Origin of the sequence: Chlorogloea sp. CCALA 695, from assembly GCF_003003885.1 — a bacterium.
Classification (GTDB): Bacteria; Cyanobacteriota; Cyanobacteriia; order Cyanobacteriales; family Chroococcidiopsidaceae; genus Aliterella.
Genome location: NZ_PVWN01000033.1, coordinates 6739 through 25066 on the forward strand (window position 1 = coordinate 6739; position 18328 = coordinate 25066).

At 42.4% G+C, this 18328-nt stretch carries 4 protein-coding genes; all 4 read left to right on the forward strand.

Annotated features, from left to right (window positions below; translation table 11 throughout):
• The first annotated feature begins 20 nt into the window (after positions 1-20).
• From C7B70_RS15955 to C7B70_RS15970, 4 genes are read left to right on the forward strand one after another with little or no spacing between them, the layout of a single operon-like run.
• The gene (locus tag C7B70_RS15955; protein WP_106370005.1) at positions 21-5468 is read left to right on the forward strand and encodes a type I polyketide synthase; all 5448 of its coding nucleotides are present in this window, start codon (positions 21-23) and stop codon (positions 5466-5468) included.
• A complete protein-coding gene (locus C7B70_RS15960) occupies positions 5465-8053 on the forward strand; it encodes a condensation domain-containing protein (protein WP_106370006.1) in 2589 nt (862 codons plus the stop codon). Before C7B70_RS15955 ends, C7B70_RS15960 begins: the two co-directional genes overlap by 4 nt.
• Positions 8043-12452: a non-ribosomal peptide synthetase gene (locus C7B70_RS15965; RefSeq protein ID WP_106370007.1), complete on the forward strand. Its 4410-nt coding sequence runs from the start codon at positions 8043-8045 to the stop codon at positions 12450-12452. The genes C7B70_RS15960 and C7B70_RS15965 overlap by 11 nt, the downstream gene beginning before the upstream one ends.
• A complete protein-coding gene (locus C7B70_RS15970) occupies positions 12449-18325 on the forward strand; it encodes a non-ribosomal peptide synthetase (RefSeq protein ID WP_106370008.1) in 5877 nt (1958 codons plus the stop codon). The genes C7B70_RS15965 and C7B70_RS15970 overlap by 4 nt, the downstream gene beginning before the upstream one ends.
• Positions 18326-18328: the final 3 nt, after the last annotated feature.

The following is an 18328-nucleotide window of genomic DNA, read 5'->3' on the forward strand; positions in this document are numbered from 1 at the left end:
TTAGTAATTTGTAGTGGTTGATGATGAGTACAGAAATAGATGAATTAATAGAAAAGGTTGCTGTTATTGGAATGGCGGGGCGTTTTCCTGGGGCGGAAAATATAGAAATCTTTTGGCAAAATTTACAAGCTGGGGTTGATTCAATTTCGACGTTTTCCGATCAAGAGTTGTTAGCGGCAGGTGTCGATCCAACTTGGCTTGATTTGCCGAGTTATGTCAAAGCTGGCGGTGTACTGGAAGATATCGATCTATTTGACGCAGCGTTTTTTGAATTTAGTCCCAAAGAGGCAGAAATTACCGATCCTCAACATCGTTTGTTTCTAGAATCGGCTTACGTGGCGATTGAGGATGCTGGCTACGATTTGCAAAGGTGTACAAGTCGCGTTGGTGTATATGCTGGGGCTAGTTTAAGTAATTATCTGGCTTTGAATTGCGATCGCTTTGGTTCGGCGATATCTTATCAAGCTTTGATTGGTAATGATAAAGATTTTTTGACTACTCGCGTTGCTTATAAGCTAAATCTTAAAGGCCCTTGTATCACCGTTCAAACTGCTTGTTCTACTTCGTTGGTGGCGGTGGCTTTGGCTTGTCAAAGTCTGCTGAGTTACCAGTGCGACATGGCTTTGGCGGGTGGTGTTTCTATTCGTACTCCCCAAAAAACAGGCTATTTCTCTGAAGTTGGGGGGACTTTATCGCCGGATGGTCGTTGCTGTGCTTTTGATGCTAGTGCAAAGGGTACGGTGGTTGGTAATGGGGTGGGTGTGGTAGTTCTCAAGCGGTTGCAAGAGGCGATCGCAGATGGAGATCATATTTATGCCACGATTAGCGGTACGGCGATTAATAACGATGGTGCGGGTAAGGTTGGCTATACAGCCCCTAGTGTAGATGGTCAAGGGGAAGTAATCACCGAAGCGATGATGTTGGCGGGTGTGGAACCGGAAACAATTAGCTATGTAGAAGCGCACGGTACGGGTACGACTTTAGGCGATCCGATTGAAATTGCCGCACTTTCTCAAGCTTTTCGGACTGATAAAACAGGTTTCTGTGCGATCGGTTCTGTTAAAACTAATATTGGTCATTTGGATGCTGCTTCGGGCGTTACAGGGCTAATTAAAACGGCTTTGGCGCTTAAATATAAGCTAATACCACCAAGCTTGAATTTTCAGCAACCCAATCCGCAAATTGATTTTGCGAATAGCCCTTTTTATGTCAATACTAAGCTGAAGGAATGGCAGACAAGTCCGCGCCGTGCGGGTGTTAGTTCTTTGGGGATGGGTGGAACTAACGCTCATGTTTTGTTAGAAGAAGCGCCGATACAGGTGGAAAAGGTGCAGAAGAAATATCATCTGTTGGTACTTTCTGCTAAAACTAAGTCGGCGCTAGAAAGTGCAACTAGAAATCTTGGTAATTATTTACAGCAACATCCTCAAGCAAATTTGGCGGAGGTGGCTTATACGTTGCAAGTAGGACGCAAAGAGTTTGATTATCGCTGCGCTTTGGTGTGTCGAGATATTGATGATGCTTTGAGTCAGTTGGGTTCAAAGTTGACGCATAACCAAGTAACGGGCGATCGCTCAATTACCTTTATGTTTCCCGGACAAGGTTCTCAATATGCAGACATGGGCAAAGAATTATATGTTAGCGAACCTGTATTTCGCCAATGTGTAGATCGCTGCTGCGAGATATTAGAGCCTTATTTAGGCTTAGATTTGCGAAGTCTGTTTGATTCCACCGAACAACTAAAACAAACTCCTATAGCTCAAACTGCATTATTTGTTGTTGAATATGCTTTAGCGGCGTTGTGGATGTCTTGGGGGATAAACCCAGAATCAGCGATCGGTCATAGTATTGGCGAATATGTTGCGGCTTGTTTGGCTGGTGTATTTTCCCTAGAAGATGCTTTGAAGTTGGTGGCGGTGCGCGGACAGTTGATGCAACAATGCCCTACGGGTTCTATGTTGGCGGTGTCGCTACCTCAAACAGAAGTTACAGCTTTACTTAGCGATCGCTTGTCTTTAGCGGCTATTAATGCGCCATCATCTAGCGTAGTGGCGGGAACGGATGATGCTATTGAGGCTTTGCAAGCACAGTTGCAAACCCAAGGGATAAGTTGTCGTAGCTTGCACGTTTCTCACGCTTTTCATTCGCCGTTGATGGACGAAACCTTAGAACCATTTAGGCAAGAAATTACCCTCGTTAAATTGCATCCGCCCAAAATTCCCTTTATTTCTAATGTTACGGGGACTTGGATTACAGCCCAAGAAGCTACAGATCCTAATTATTGGGTAAAACATTTGCGTCACACAGTTTGCTTTAGTAGTGGGATTTCTGAATTACTCCAAGCACCAAACCGAATTTTGTTGGAAGTAGGCGCGGGACGTACTTTATCTACCTTTGCCAAACAGCACTCAGAACAACGAATTATTTTATCTTCTTTACCTCATCCCCAAGAAAAACAATCTGATATTGCTTGCTTACTGCATAGCTTAAGTAGTCTTTGGCTGTCGGGAGTGACGATTGATTGGACTGGGTTTTATGGTGAAAATCGCCCTCAACGTCTTCCTTTACCTACCTACCCTTTTGAACGCCAACGTTATTGGCGCGATCGCCCGGCGGTAAGAAGTCTTGGGCAAGCGGTAGTAGAAGCTAATCAAAAAAAAATTGCCATAGGCGATCGCCAAACCCATATACAACATAAAAACCGTTTGGCGTACCTATGCACGGCATATATGAATCTGGCTTTGAGAGATTTGGGTAGATGCAAAGATCCATTTACAAAAGAAGAATTATTAGCCCAAGTTGTACCCCGTTATCGGCAATTGTTGCATCGCTGGCTTGATGTTTTAGTCGAACGAGGGCATTTGCAGCAAGATGGCAATTTATACAGCAACTTTTTACCTTTATCTCCAACAGCCATCAATGACTTAGTTGCAGAAGCAATAACACAACATCCAGGCTATCAACAACAGTTAGAACTTATCCAAACTTGCGGGGAGAACTTAGCCGCCGTACTGGTTGGTACAAAAGAACCTTTAGAGTTGCATTTTGCCACGTTAGTTAAAAATGGAGCAATTTCTAGAGCCAATTTACCTGCTGATAATTATTACAACAGTATTCTGCGAGCAAGTTTAGAGCAAGTTGTAAAGTCATTGCCACCAGAAGCGAACTTAAGAATTTTAGAAATTGGTGGAGGTACAGGTATTGCAACCGCCGAGATATTACCCTTGTTGCCATCCTCAAGAACTAAATATACTTTTACCGATGTTGGGAGTTTTTTCTTAGATGCTGCCAAGCAGAAGTTTAACAATTATCCTTTTGTGGAATACCGCACTTTAGATATTGAAAAACCTCTAACGGAGCAAGGTTTTTCGCTGCAAAGCTTTGATGTGGTTATTGCTGTTAATGTTCTGCACATTACCCAAAATTTAGCTGATACCCTTGATCGCGTGCATTCTCTACTTACTCCTGACGGCTTGCTACTGATGCAGGAAATTACCCAACCACAACTAGAATTTGATATTACCGATGGTTTGCTGATGCAGCCCCTAGAGGACGTTCAACGCAGCCGAGGCAATCCTTTTTTATCTAAAGAACAGTGGCAAGAACTACTAAGCGATCGCACTTTTACTAAAATAGTAGCTTACGGAGATGCAGACTTTGGGCAACATATTTTTATCGCTCACGCTTCCTTATCGCAGAAAAAAGATATCGCAGACTGGTTTTACATTCCTTCTTGGCAGCGTTCTTTACAACCTTTAGATACAGATAACCAAAAACAACGCTGGCTGATATTTTTAGACGATCTCGGTTTAGGCGATCGCTTAGTACAACGATTGCAGTTGCAAGGACACGATATTGTTACCGTGAAAGTAGGAACAGAATTTAGTTCTATAGGCGATCGCTCTTACACTCTCAATCCTCAGCAAAAATTAGGCTACAACACACTAATTCAAGCACTTGCTGCCAAAAATTTGCTACCCAGGGCGATCGCTCATTTATGGAACATTACAGATATTTGCGAACTAACAACTGCCCAAGTCAGCCAAGCACAAACAAGAGGATTCTATAGCCTACTTTTTCTCACTCAAGCACTTGTCGCTCAAAACTGCGATCCTTTGCAAATAAAAGTAATCTCCAACAATATGCAGGCGGTGAATGTAGATGAAAGTATTTGCCCTCAAAAAGCTACGGTAGTTGGACTTGTTAAAGTTATTGCTCAAGAATACCCACATATTCGCTGTTACAGCATTGATGTTACTCTCCCCGCGCCGGATAGTTGGCAAGCAGAGAAACTCACAAACAAGTTATTAGCAGAACTTACAGCAACTTCTACCGATAAAGTAGTTGCCTACAGAGGTGGTTATCGTTGGCTACAAAACTTTCTTCCCGTTTCTTTGCCAGCATCGACAGTACCAAAACTCAAGCAAGGGGGAGTTTATTTAATTATCGGTGGACTAGGCAGCCTGGGGTTAGTGTTGGCGGAGTATTTAGCAAAAACCTACCAAGCGAAACTAATTTTGGTTGGGCGTTCTGCTGTACCCTCGCCAGAGGATTGCAAACATAAAAAATTGCTGGAATTGGAAGCTTTGGGGGCTGAAGTTATAACTTTTAGCGCCGATACTGCCAACTTAGAACAAATGCAAAATGCGATCGCTTTAGCAGAAACCAGGTTTGGGCGGCTTGATGGTGTCATTCACTCTGTTGCAACTAACATTACCGAACGAATGCGCCAGATAGAACAACTTAGTCAAGTTGAATGCGATCGCGAATTTCAAGCAAAAGTCTACGGTATTTTAGTCTTACAGCAAGTTTTACAAGGGTTACAGTTAGATTTTTGTTTAGTTGTATCTTCCTTAGCCTCAATATTTGGCGGAGTCGGACACGCGGCTTATTCGGCGGCTAACTTGTTTTTAGATGCTTTTGTTTGCCAGCACAATCAAACTAATCCTGTACCTTGGACAAGTATCAACTGGGATGGACGAATACCATTTTTGCCCGGATTGAACGTCAATCCCGAACTGACGATGACACCACAAGATGACATTGAAGTATTTAAGCGCGTTTTATCTGGGGAAGAAGGGCAGATAGTCGTATCAACTCGCAACCTACAAACTAGGATTGACACCTGGATTAATCAAGCGCCAACTAACTCCTCTGGGCATTCCGGGCCCAACTTGCAAACTAATTATGTTGCTCCCCGCGATCGCTTAGAACAAGATATTGCAGACATCTGGCAAGAGGTACTGGGTATTAGTCAAATAGGTATTCACGATAATTTCTTTAAATTGGGTGGCGATTCTCTAACTGGAGTAACTATCATCAACAAATTTCAACAACTAAATTACAACATTCCAATCGCTGCGTTATTTGAAGCGCCAACTATCGCCGAACTCGTTGCACACTTTCCTCAAAAATCTCTCACCCCTGTTTTGGCAAGTACAAGTAATCGTGAGGAGGGCGAAGTATGAGCGCTACCAGTCAATTTATTTCTGAGATTGCTAACCTAGATGTCCAGTTGTGGGTAGAGGGAGAAAAGTTACGCTATAGCGCCCCCAAAGGCAAAATTACCCCAACTTTACTAACTCAGATGCGGGAACGCAAAGCTGAGATTATTCAACTACTAAGTCAAGATAGCGCCATTCACCCAGCAAAGAGAGACAATCTCCCTCTATCCTTTGCCCAACAGCGACTCTGGTTTGTAGAACAACTCCAGCCGCATACAAGCACCTACAACGAACCCGTTGCATTGCATTTAGTGGGCAATCTTGACACCGCCGTATTAGAGGAGAGTATCAACGAAATTATCCGCCGTCATGAGATATTGCGTACTACATTTATAGCGATCGCCGGACAACCTATGCAAGTCATCTCCCCCAGCTTGCAAGTAAAAGTAGCCGTTATAGATGTCAGCAACTTATCAAAACCGGAGGTGCAAGAATTAGCCGATACCGAAGCTAAGTTGCCTTTTGATTTGACAAAATTACCCTTAATTCGGCTAACTTTGCTCAAACTTGGCGACTTAGAAAACATTTTATTGCTCACCGTACATCATATTGTTTGGGATGGTTGGTCTATAGGGGTGCTAATTCGGGAATTAAGCGCCCTGTATCGCGCCTTTAGCAGCAATCAACCTTCGCCGCTACCAGAATTAACTATTCAGTATGCAGACTTCGCTGTATGGCAGAGAAACCGCTTGCAAGGCAAGGTATTATCTGAAAAACTAGCTTATTGGCAAGCCCAACTAGGTAACAATCTTCCCGTTTTGCAACTTCCAACAATTCGTCCCCGTGCAGAAGTCAAAACTAATCGCGGTGCAAGTCAATCTTTTTTACTACCCTTTAATCTTACGGAGGCAATCCAAGCTCTCAGCCAGCAAGAGAACGTTAGTTTGTTTATGACGCTGCTGGCAGCTTTTCAGGTGCTTCTGTGGCGTTATACCAACCAAGAAGACATAGTTATTGGTACAGATATTGCCAATCGCAGCCGTGTGGAGACGGAATCATTGATTGGTTTTTTCATGAATCTGTTGGTATTACGGACAGATTTAAGCGGAAATCCTAGTTTTGTAGAATTACTCGCACGGGTGCGTCAAGTAACGCTATCAGCTTACGCCCATCAAGATTTGCCTTTTGAGGAATTAGTCAAGGCGCTGCAACCAGAACGCAATTTAAGCAATACTTCACCCCTATTTCAGGTGTTGTTCGTTCTTCAGAATACACCGATGCCTGCTTTAGATTTGCCAGGAGTGCAGCTAAAAGAATGGTTTTGGCGTAACGATACAGCCAGGTTTGATTTAGCTATTTTTCTGACAAAAACACCCCAAGGAATTAGTAGCACTTGGCGCTATAGTAGCGAACTATTTACCGAAAGTGCGATCGCACAGATGGCAAGACATTTTGAAACTTTACTTACCAACATTGTCAGCCAGCCTCATGCGCGAATCGATGCTTTAGAAATGTTGACGGAACACGAACTTAAACAGCAAGCTATGCAAAAAAACAAGCGTAAGGCTTTTAATCGAGAGCAATTATTTAAAGCTGCGCCTACAGCTATTAATCTATCTGCAAATAACTTAGTTACAACAACTTATTTACAACCAGAGCAAACATTTCCTTTAGTTATTCAACCTGTAAGTAATGAGATCGATTTAGTTGATTGGGCTAAAAGTAATCGAGACTTTATAGAAGGTAAGTTAGTCAAGCACGGCGCTATTTTATTTAGAGGATTTTCAGTTAATTCTGTAGCTGGCTTTGAAAACTTTGCTACAGCTATCTGTCCTCATTTATTTGGTGAATATGGCGATTTACCCCGTGTTGGAGTAGGTAATAAAGTGTATGGTTCTACACCTTATCCCGCAGATAAAGCGATCTTATTTCACAATGAAAGTTCTCATTTACATTGCTATCCTTTAAAAATTTGGTTTTTCTGTTTGCATCCAGCACAACAAGGCGGAGAAACACCAATTGTAGATTGTCGCAAAGCTTACAAAATTCTCTGTCCTCAACTGCGAGAAAAGTTAGCTAAAAAACAATTAATGTACGTCCGCAACTACACGAATGATTTAGATGTTAGCTGGCAAAACTTTTTTCACACTTCTGATAAAAGTGTAGTAGAAAAATACTGCCGTCAAGATGGAATTGATTTTGAATGGTATGCGGGAGATGGATTAATAACTCGCCAAATTCGTCCGGCAATCGCTATACATCCTCAAACTAAAGAACCTGTATTTTTTAATCAAATTCAGTTACATCATATTGCTTATTTAGAGCCAGAAGTTCGTACATCTTTGTTGTCATTATTCGCTGAGAATAAGTTGCCGCGCAATGTTTATTATGGTGATGGTAGTTCAATTGAAAATCAAGCGATCGCAGAAATAAATCGCGTTTATCAACAGTCTCAAACTAGCTTTATTTGGCGAAAAGGAGATATTTTAATGCTAGACAATATGTTAACTGCACACGGAAGATTGCCCTACACAGGAGAGCGCAAAATTGTTGTAGCAATGGGAGAAATGAGTAACTTTTTAAATAGTGGAGAAACTAATGCTAACTGATTTAAGAGGCTTTCGCCTTTCTCCTCAACAAAAACAATTGTGGTTGTGGCAACAAGAAAGTAATGATTATGTTGCTCAAATTGTTATTGAAATAATAGGAAATCTAAATTCAAAAGCTTTACAAGCTACCATCCAAAAAATCACCTTAAATCATGAAATTCTCCGCACGGCTTTTCGTCAGATTGCGGGAATGAAAACGCCGATTATGGTAGTAGAAGATAACTGCTTTATTTCCTGGCAAGAACTTGATTTAGGAAGTAGCAGTATTGAGATGATTTGTCACCAAGAAAGGAATAAAAATTTTAATTTTGAGCAAGTGCCATTGTTCTCCGTATCTCTCGTTAAAGTATTAGCAAGTAAGCATATTTTATTGATTACTTTGCCTGCTTTGTGCGCTGATAGCGAGACGTTAAATAACTTATTTATAGAAATTTGCGATCGCTATGCTTCTAATTCGCCAACCCTAAAGCAAGAAATTATACAGTATGCTCAGTTTTGCGAATGGCAAAATCAATTATTAACAGAGAATCATCAAGATTACTGGCAACAACAAGACTTATCTACATTGCCGTTAATACTTCCTTTTCAAGCAGACAAACAAGCAGAATTTAAGATTAATTCTTATAAGTTAGCTCTTGACAATTATTTAGTTGCTGGTATCAAAAATTGGTTGCAGCGAAAAGACTTGGATCTATCTAACTTCTTACTCGCCTGCTGGCAAACTTTACTGTATCGCATCACAAACCAATCCGAAATAATTGTAGGTCGAGTTTTTAATGGTAGAGAGTACGAAGAATTACAAGCTACTTTAGGATTAATTGCCAAATCCTTACCAATTTTTACACGTTTTACTCCAAACTTACAATTTGAGGAAGTAGTAAGGCAAGTTACAGCAACTAGCCAGAATGCTTGTGAATATCAGGAATACTTTACTAAAGAAGTTAATAATTTATTAGTTTTGTTTGAACTGATAGAACTCCCAGAAAAACGTTGCTTAAACGATGTGACTTTTGCTATTGACAATCAATTTGTTTGTATTGAGAAATTCAATATCAAAATTTCTGTATTTCTACGCGGCGAATCTATAGATATTCGGATTGATTACAATCAAAACCTATTCGAGGCGCAAGCCATCGCCTTATTAGCCGCACAGTTTCAAACTCTGATAACCAGTGCGATTAGTAACCCTAGTGGGTCAATTAGTCAATTAAATATTCTTCCTCCCCAGCAGTTACAGCAAATCTTAGTTGATTTCAATCAAACCCAAGTTGATTATCCTCAAAACCAGTGTATTCATCAGCTAATTGAGACACAAGCTAAATTAACACCAAATGCGATCGCAGTTATTTATGAAAACGAACAACTAACTTACAGCGAACTCAATAGTCGCGCCGATAGATTAGCTTGCCATCTGCAACAGTTAGGAGTCAAGCCAGAAACCGTAGTTGGCATTTATTTAGAACGCTCTAATTTAATGCTAGTGGCAATGTTGGGCATTCTCAAAGCTGGGGGCGCTTATTTGCCTATAGAAGCAACTTCACAGTGCGATCGCATCAGCTATATATTAGAAGATGCTCAAGTAGCGGTACTATTGACTCAAGAAAAATTAGCTAATTTGCCCAATTGTATCCAGCTATGCTTAGATGATTGGGAGCGAAGTAGCGATTGCCTTCCCGTTAGCATTACCCCTAACAATTTAGCCTATATTATTTATACATCGGGTTCTACGGGTAAGCCGAAAGGCGTTGCCATTGAACATAGGCAACTATGCAACTATACCAATGGCGTATTAGAACAGATAGATTTACCTCATGGTGCGAGTTTTGCGACGGTTTCAACCTTCGCGGCAGACTTGGGCAATACAGTTATCTTCGCCGCTTTGGTTACAGGTGGATGTCTGCATATTATTTCTCAAGAACGCGCTACTAATCCTGTAGCTTTAGCTGACTATTTTCGCCGCCATGCTATCGATTGTCTCAAAATTGTTCCTTCTCATCTTAATGCCCTATTAACTTCTAGCGAAGATATGTTGCCATCTAAGCTACTCATCCTCGGCGGTGAGACTGCTAATTGGGAGTTAGTTGATAAGGTTCAGCAGCTAAAACCAGATTGCCAAATTTTGAATCATTACGGACCTACAGAAACTACTGTTGGCGTGTTGACATATAAAGTTGCAAATAGCCAGTCGCAGACAGTACCAATTGGTCGCCCTCTTGCTAATACTCAGGCTTATATCCTAGACGATCACTTGCAACCTGTCCCGATATTTGTACCTGGAGAACTATACATTGGCGGCGCAAACTTAGCGCGGGGTTATCTTAATAGTCCTGAATTAACAGCCCAAAAGTTTATTAATAATCCCTTCAGCGATACAGGCAAGTTGTACAAAACAGGAGATAAAGCCCGGTTTCACCCAGATGGTAGCATCGAATTTTTGGGGCGGAGCGATCGCCAAGTAAAAATTCACGGTTTCCGCATAGAACTAGCAGAAGTAGAAGCTATCTTCCGCCAGCACCCAGCTATTAAACAGGCGGTTGTAACTGTCTGCGAAGAGCGCTTAATTGCTTACATAGTTGCCCATCCTGCACCAACTGTCAATGAATTGCGGCACTTTGGGCTAGAGTTGCTACCCGAATATATGCTGCCTTCAGCCTTTGTATTTCTTGATGCTATTCCCCTTACGCCTAACGGGAAAATAGACTTTAAATCGCTACCTGTACCAGATACCAGAGAATTAGCAACAACGTACACTGCGCCGCGTACTTCCCAAGAACAACAATTAGCAAACATTTGGGCAGAAGTTCTCAAGTTGCCACAAGTAGGAATTGATAGTAATTTTTTTGAATTGGGCGGCGATTCTATCCTCAGCATTCAGGTAGTAGCCAAAGCAAATCAAGCAGGTTTGCAGCTTACACCCAAGCATTTATTTGAACATCAGACAATTGCCCAATTAGCAGCGATCGCAATTACAGCTAATGTTACGTCAGAAACCGGGTTAGTAACAGGATTAGTACCTCTTACCCCGATTCAACACTGGTTTTTTGCTCAGAATTTACCCCAACCTCAACACTGGAATCAAGCAGTATTGTTAGAAGTTACGCAACCTCTAGATATTCAAAGATTAGAAGGAGTTATCGGGCAGCTTTTGCAACATCACGATGCGCTACGGCTGCGCTTTCACCCCAGACAAGACGGTTGGCAACAAATTTGTACTGAACCTAACGACATTGTGCCAGTTACACGCTTAGATTTGTCGTCACTATTGGCGGAGGAACAAGAGCAAGTAATCTTAAATACTGCCACAGAACTGCAAGCTAGTCTTGATTTATCTACTTCCCTGATGCAGGTTGCCTACTTTGACTTAGGCACAGAAAAACTAGGCAAACTGTTAATTATCATTCATCATTTAGTCATTGATGGCGTATCTTGGCGCGTATTTCTAGAAGATTTGCAGACAGCCTATCAACAACTTAGTTCGGGTGAAACAATCCAACTACCTGCAAAAACTACTGCTTACAAGCAATGGGCAGAACAATTAATAGAATACGCTCAAACTATAGAAGTGCGATCGCAATTTGACTATTGGCAACAAGTAGAACGCTCTAGCTTTAAATTACCCGTCGATTTTGCCAATAATTTAGAAACAAATACCGTCGCATCGGCTCAAATTACCTCTGTTACCCTTAACCAGACTGAAACTCAAGCCTTATTACAACAAGTCCCCAGCGCTTACCATACTCAAGTTAATGACATTCTGCTGACAGCTTTAACTTTAACCTTTGCCCAGTGGACGGGGGAAAAATCGCTGTTGCTGACGCTTGAAAGTCACGGGCGCGAAGATATTTTTCCGCAAATCAATTTGTCGCGTACTGTCGGCTGGTTTACTAGCCATTTTCCAGTGCAATTAAGCTTAGATAACGATTCAACCCCAGGAAGTACCCTCAAAAGTATCAAAGAACAACTGCGGAACATTCCTCAGCACGGCATTAGTTACGGCATTTTGAAATACTTAAGTGCGGAACAACTACTAGGAATATCGCAGGTTAAATTTAACTATTTAGGACAGTTTGACCAACTATTTGCTGATACTTCCCTATTTAAAATTGCTTCCCAGTCTGTAGGCGCAACTCGCAGTCCGCATGGAAGGCGCAGCCACTTAATAGAAATAGATGGAATGGTTGCTAATGAACAACTGCAATTCAATTGGACTTACAGTCAAAGTATCCATCGCGCCGCCACGATTGAAAGTTTAGCAGAAAAATTTATTGACAAGTTGCGATCGCTCATCGTCCACTGTCAGTCCCCGGAAGTTGGCGGCTATACTCCTTCAGACTTTCCCGAAGCTCAATTGAACCAAACCGAACTAGACAACCTACTAGGCAAAATAGGTAAGCTATGAAAACAGAGAATATCGAAGATATTTACAAACTTTCCCCCACACAGCAGGGCTTGTTGTTTCATACCCTCTACGCTCCTGATTCTGGCGTATATTGCGATCGCTACAATATTACCCTTAAAGGCTTGAATGTCTCCGCTTTCAAGCAAGCTTGGCAGCAAGTAGTCCAGCGTCATGCGGTGTTGCGGACATCTTTCTTTTGGGAAGAAGTAGACGAACCTATCCAAGTAGTCCATCGTCAAGTGACGCTGCCTTTTACACAACATGACTGGCGGGGAATAGATGAACAGCAACAAAAACTAGCCGCATTTTTAAATGCAGAGCAAAAACGTGGTTTTGAACTAGCAACCCCGCCACTAATGCGTTTAGCCGTTATTCAGATGACGGAAAATGTTTATCAATTTGTTTGGATTAACCACCACTTGCTTTTAGATGGGTGGTCGCGGTTTGTACTATTTAAAGAGGTTTTGGAACTTTATCAAGCACTGTGCAGCAACCAAAACTTGTATTTGAAACCTGCTTTTCCCTATCGCAAATATATCGCTTGGCTAAGACAACAAGATTTAGCTCAAGCTGAGACATACTGGCGACAAACCCTTAAAGGTGTAACTGCACCAACTCCTTTAGTAGTGGATAAGTTTATTGTCGGTTCATCTAGTGAATTTAGCGATCGCGATCTTGAGCTATCACCCGCAGATACCGAGCAACTCAAAGCTTTAGCAAAGCAACATCAACTTACCCTCAACACCTTAATTCAAGGTGCTTGGGCGTTGTTATTGAGCCACTACAGCAACGAAAATGATGTTGTCTTCGGGGCTAATTCGTCTGGTCGTCCAGCAAACTTATTAGGAGTAGATTCAGCCATTGGTTTGTTTGTAAATACCTTGCCCGTGCGAGTAAAAGTAAATGGTAGAGATCGCCTAATTCCCTGGCTGAAAAACCTCCAAGCAGAACAAGCCCAAGCCCGTCAGTACGAATACAGCCCGTTAGTGCAGGTGCAAGGATGGAGCGAAATACCCAAGGGCGTACCTTTATTTCATAGTTTCATTGCTTTTGAAAATTACCCAGTAGATGCTAGTTTGCGCCAAAGTCAGGGAGGTTTAGAAATTGGGGCTGTAGATGCGATTAATCGTAACAACTATCCGTTAACTTTAATCGTCGCTCCTGGCGAACAACTGCACCTACAAACCATCTACGATCGCCAGTGTTTTGATGACGAATCGATTTCTAGGCTGCTAGGACATTTACAGACTTTATTAGTTGGGATGGTTGCTAATCCCCAACAACAGCTACAAGACTTACCACTACTAACGCCAACTGAGCGCCAAAGCATAAATGAGTGGAATAATACCCATACTGAATATTCGTTCAAGTGCCTGCATCAGTTAATCGAACAGCAGGTAGAAAAAGCGCCCGATGCGATCGCTTTAGTATTTGCTGACGAAAAGCTAACTTATCGACAATTAAATAACCGCGCTAACCAACTAGCTCATTACTTACAAAAGTTAGGTGTCAAACCAGAGATCCAAGTGGGCATTTGCGTCGAGCGATCTTTAGAAATGGTCGTAGGGATTTTGGGCATTCTTAAAGCTGGCGGTGCTTACGTACCAATAGATCCAGAATATCCCTCGCAGCGACAGCTTTTTATGCTGCAAGACTGTAAAACAACAGTGCTGTTAACTCAAGAGAAATTTACAGCAACCTTACCGGACTCTCTGCAAGTTATTTGTTTAGATACAGACTGGAAAGACTTCGCCCAACAACCCACCCACAACTTAACTACTAGCATCACCCCAGAAAACTTAGCCTACACTATCTATACTTCCGGTTCTACAGGCAAACCCAAAGGGGCGATGAATACTCATATTGCTGTCTGCAATCGTTTGTTGTGGATGCAAGAAACCTATCAAATTAGCGCTGCTGACCGCCTAATTCAAAAAACTCCTTTTAGCTTCGATGTCTCTGTATGGGAATTTTTCTTACCTTTAATTGCAGGTGCTTGTCTAGTAATTGCCCAACCTGGAGGGCATAAAGATAGCAACTACTTAGTCAATCTCATCGCCCAAGAACAAATTACTACAGTGCATTTTGTCCCCTCTATGCTGCGAATTTTCTTGCAGGAAGCAGGATTAGAAAAATGTATTTCCTTGCAGCGAGTATTTTGTAGCGGTGAAGCACTACCTTTTGATTTGCAACAGAGTTTTTTCCAGCATTTAAACGCTCAATTGTACAATCTTTACGGACCTACCGAAGCGGCGATTGATGTTACAGCTTGGACTTGTCAAAAAGAGAGTATCGAAGCAGTAGTACCCATTGGTTACGCGATTTCCAATATCCAAATATATATTTTAAATGCCCACTTCAACTTAGTTCCCGTAGGCGTTCCAGGCGAATTATACATAGGTGGTGTCGGTTTAGCGCGGGGTTATTGCGACTTCCCGGATTTAACAGCAGAAAAGTTTATTCCCCATCCCTGGAGCCTAGAACCAGGAAGGCGCTTGTATAAGACAGGTGATATCGCCCGTTACTTCTCGGACGGTAGCATTGAATATTTAGGCAGAAGTGACAATCAAGTTAAGCTGCGCGGATTCCGCATTGAACTGGGAGAAGTTGAAGCCGCGCTTCGCCAACTTCCCACCGTGCGCGAAACAGTGGTATTACTCCGAGAAGATATCCCCGGCGAACAGCGTTTAGTTGCCTATGTAGTAGCAGACGAAATTAGTAATTTTCGCCAACTCCTCAGCGATAAATTGCCAGAATATACAATTCCGGCGGTGTTCGTGCAATTGCCAGCTATACCACTAACAGCTAATGGCAAAATAGACAGGCGAAGTTTACCAGTACCAGACGCAGTTAGACCAGAATTAACTAAATTTGTATCTGCCCGTACTCCCCTAGAAGCCAAATTAGCCGCAATTTGGGCGGAAGTCTTGCATTTAGAACAAGTGGGGATTCATGACAATTTCTTTGAATTGGGTGGTGATTCAATTTTAAGCATTCAAGCGATCGCTAAAGCTAAACAAGCAGATATCCAACTAACGCCCAAACTATTATTTTCTCATCCAACGATTGCCGAACTAGCCACCGTTGCTACTACTACACCAACAATAAACGCCCAGCAAGGGCTAGTAACAGGTTCAGTACCGCTTACACCGATTCAACACTGGTTTTTTGAGCAAGAAATAACCGACCCGCACCACTGGAATCAAGCGGTATTGTTGCAAGCAAAGCAAAAACTACAACCGGAGCTATTAGCCCCCGCCGTCAAACAACTAATTCACCATCACGATGCTTTGCGCCTGCGCTTTACCCTTACTACAACAGGTTGGCAGCAAGTTAACGCCCCACCCGATGAAGTTGTGCCATTTTCGCATATAGATTTATCTACGCTACCAGAAAGCGATCGCCTGTCAGCAATGACAACAAAGGTTGATCAACTGCAAGCTAGTCTAGATTTGGCACAAGGTTCCCTCCTGCGCGTCGCTTTATTCAATTTAGGATTGGGGCAATCTCAGCGCTTGCTAGTTATCGTTCACCATTTGGCTATTGATGGAGTATCTTGGCGGATTCTACTTGCAGACTTGCAAACAGCGTATCAACAACTAGCTTTACCACCAAAAACTACTTCTTTCCAAGCTTGGGCTTACCGCTTGCAGGAATACGCGCGATCGCAATTATCCAAGCCAACAATACAACAATCAACTTCGCTACCAGTAGATTACCCAACTGGCACAAATACCGTTACATCGGCGCAGACTATTAGTATTTCCCTGACTACCGCAGAAACACAAGCTTTATTGCAGGAAGTACCCAAAGCTTACAACACCCAAATTAATGATGTGTTGCTAACTGCATTAATCCAAGCTTTTACACAGTGGACGGGAGAATCTGCCCTATTAATCGACTTAGAAGGACACGGGCGGGAGATGTTATTTGCTGATGTGGACATTTCCCGGACTGTAGGCTGGTTTACCTCAATATTTCCAGTTCGCTTAGATTTGGAAACACTCGAACTAGGGGCAGCATTAAAGTCAATTAAAGAGCAATTGCGGCAAATCCCCAACAACGGCATTGATTACGGCGTACAGCGCTACCTCGCTAAAAACTTAGAAATTGCTGTTTCTCCGCAGGTATCGTTTAACTATTTAGGTCAATTTGATGCCACGCGATCACAGTTATCCCTTTTTGAACTAGCACCAGAAACCGAAGGTATAACCCGCACCTTGAAAGGAAAGCGCAGTCATTTATTGACAATCAACGGTTTTGTTAGCGAAGGAAAATTACAACTAAGTTGGATGTATAGCAATGCTATTCATCAAGCTTCTACTATAGAGAACTTAGCACAAGGATTTTTAGGAAAATTGCGATCGCTGATCGTTCACTGTCAGTCACCTACTACAGGCGGCTATACACCTTCAGATTTTCCCCTTGTCAAACTTAATAGCGCCACTCTAGATCGATTAATTGGCAGCAATTACCGCCAAATTGAAGATATTTATCCCCTCTCACCCATACAACAAGGCTTGCTATTTCATACCCTGTACGCTCCAGAGTCACAAATGTATGTCGAACAGTGGAGTTGCAGCTTGCAAGGCAAATTAAATCTACCAGCTTTAAAGAGCGCGTGGCAGCAAGTAATCGAGCGCCATAGCGTGCTGCGGACAGCTTTTTACTGGGAAAACCTAGACGAACCCGTACAAGTTGTTCGCAAACAAGTAGAACTACCTTGGCAACAGTACGACTGGCGAGAATTGTCTCCCACACAGCAAAGCCAGCAATTAGAACAGTTTTTAGCTTGTTATCAACTGCAACTTTCCTCTGCACCATTAATGCAGATTGCCTTAATTCAAGTTGCCGACGATAAAAGTTACTTTATCTGGAATCACCATCACATCTTAATGGATGGATGGGCAGCAGCTTTACTCCTCAAAGAAGTCTTTGTACTGTATCAAGCCGCAAATCGCGGCGCACAAATCACTTTAGCCCCAGCTTGCAGCTATCGCAACTACATTAACTGGCTGCAACAGCAAGATATGCAAGCAGCCGAAACCTTTTGGCGGCAAGCTCTACAAGGATTTACTACTGCAACACCTGTATTCCCTCAATATCAAACAGCTAACCCAGATAATAATTACAAATTACAAGAAATTCAGCTTTCGCCAACTACTTCCGCCACTCTCCAAGCCTTAGCAAGCCAAAATCAAATCGCCTTAAACGCCCTAATACAAGGAACTTGGGCATTACTCCTTAGCTACTATAGCGGTGAACTAGATGTAGTTTTTGGGGCTACAGTATCCGGTCGTCCAGCCACTTTAGAAGGTGCAGAATCGCTCGTAGGGCTATTTATTAATACCTTACCTGTCCGAGTCCGCATTGCGCCTGATGCTTTGCTTTGGAGTTGGTTGCATCAGTTGCAAAACTTGCAAGCTGAAGCACGTCAATACGAACACAGCCCCCTAGCTGCAATCCACAAATGGAGCGAATTACCTCAACATTTGCCACTATTTGAAAGTATTGTTGTGTTTCAAAACTACCCTGTAGCGCCAGCCTTAGAGCGAGAAACTACAGATTTACAACTAACTGATGTCCGAGCGGCGGTTTCTCGCAACAACTACCCGTTAACCCTTAGAGTCAGGGCAAATACTGCCTGGGTGATGCAACTTCTTTCTAATTGCGATCGCTTTGAATCTGCCACAATTACAAAGATTTTTCACCAATTGGAAACGCTACTAAATCAAATAGTTACCCAACCTAACAGCAAATTAAGCGATTTATTAGCAACGCTGGCAGCAGCAGAAAAATCTCAAAATCAACAATTGTCAACCGCGAGCTTGGAAAAGTTAAAAACAGCGAAAAGAAAGGCTATTTCTAAATAGGAA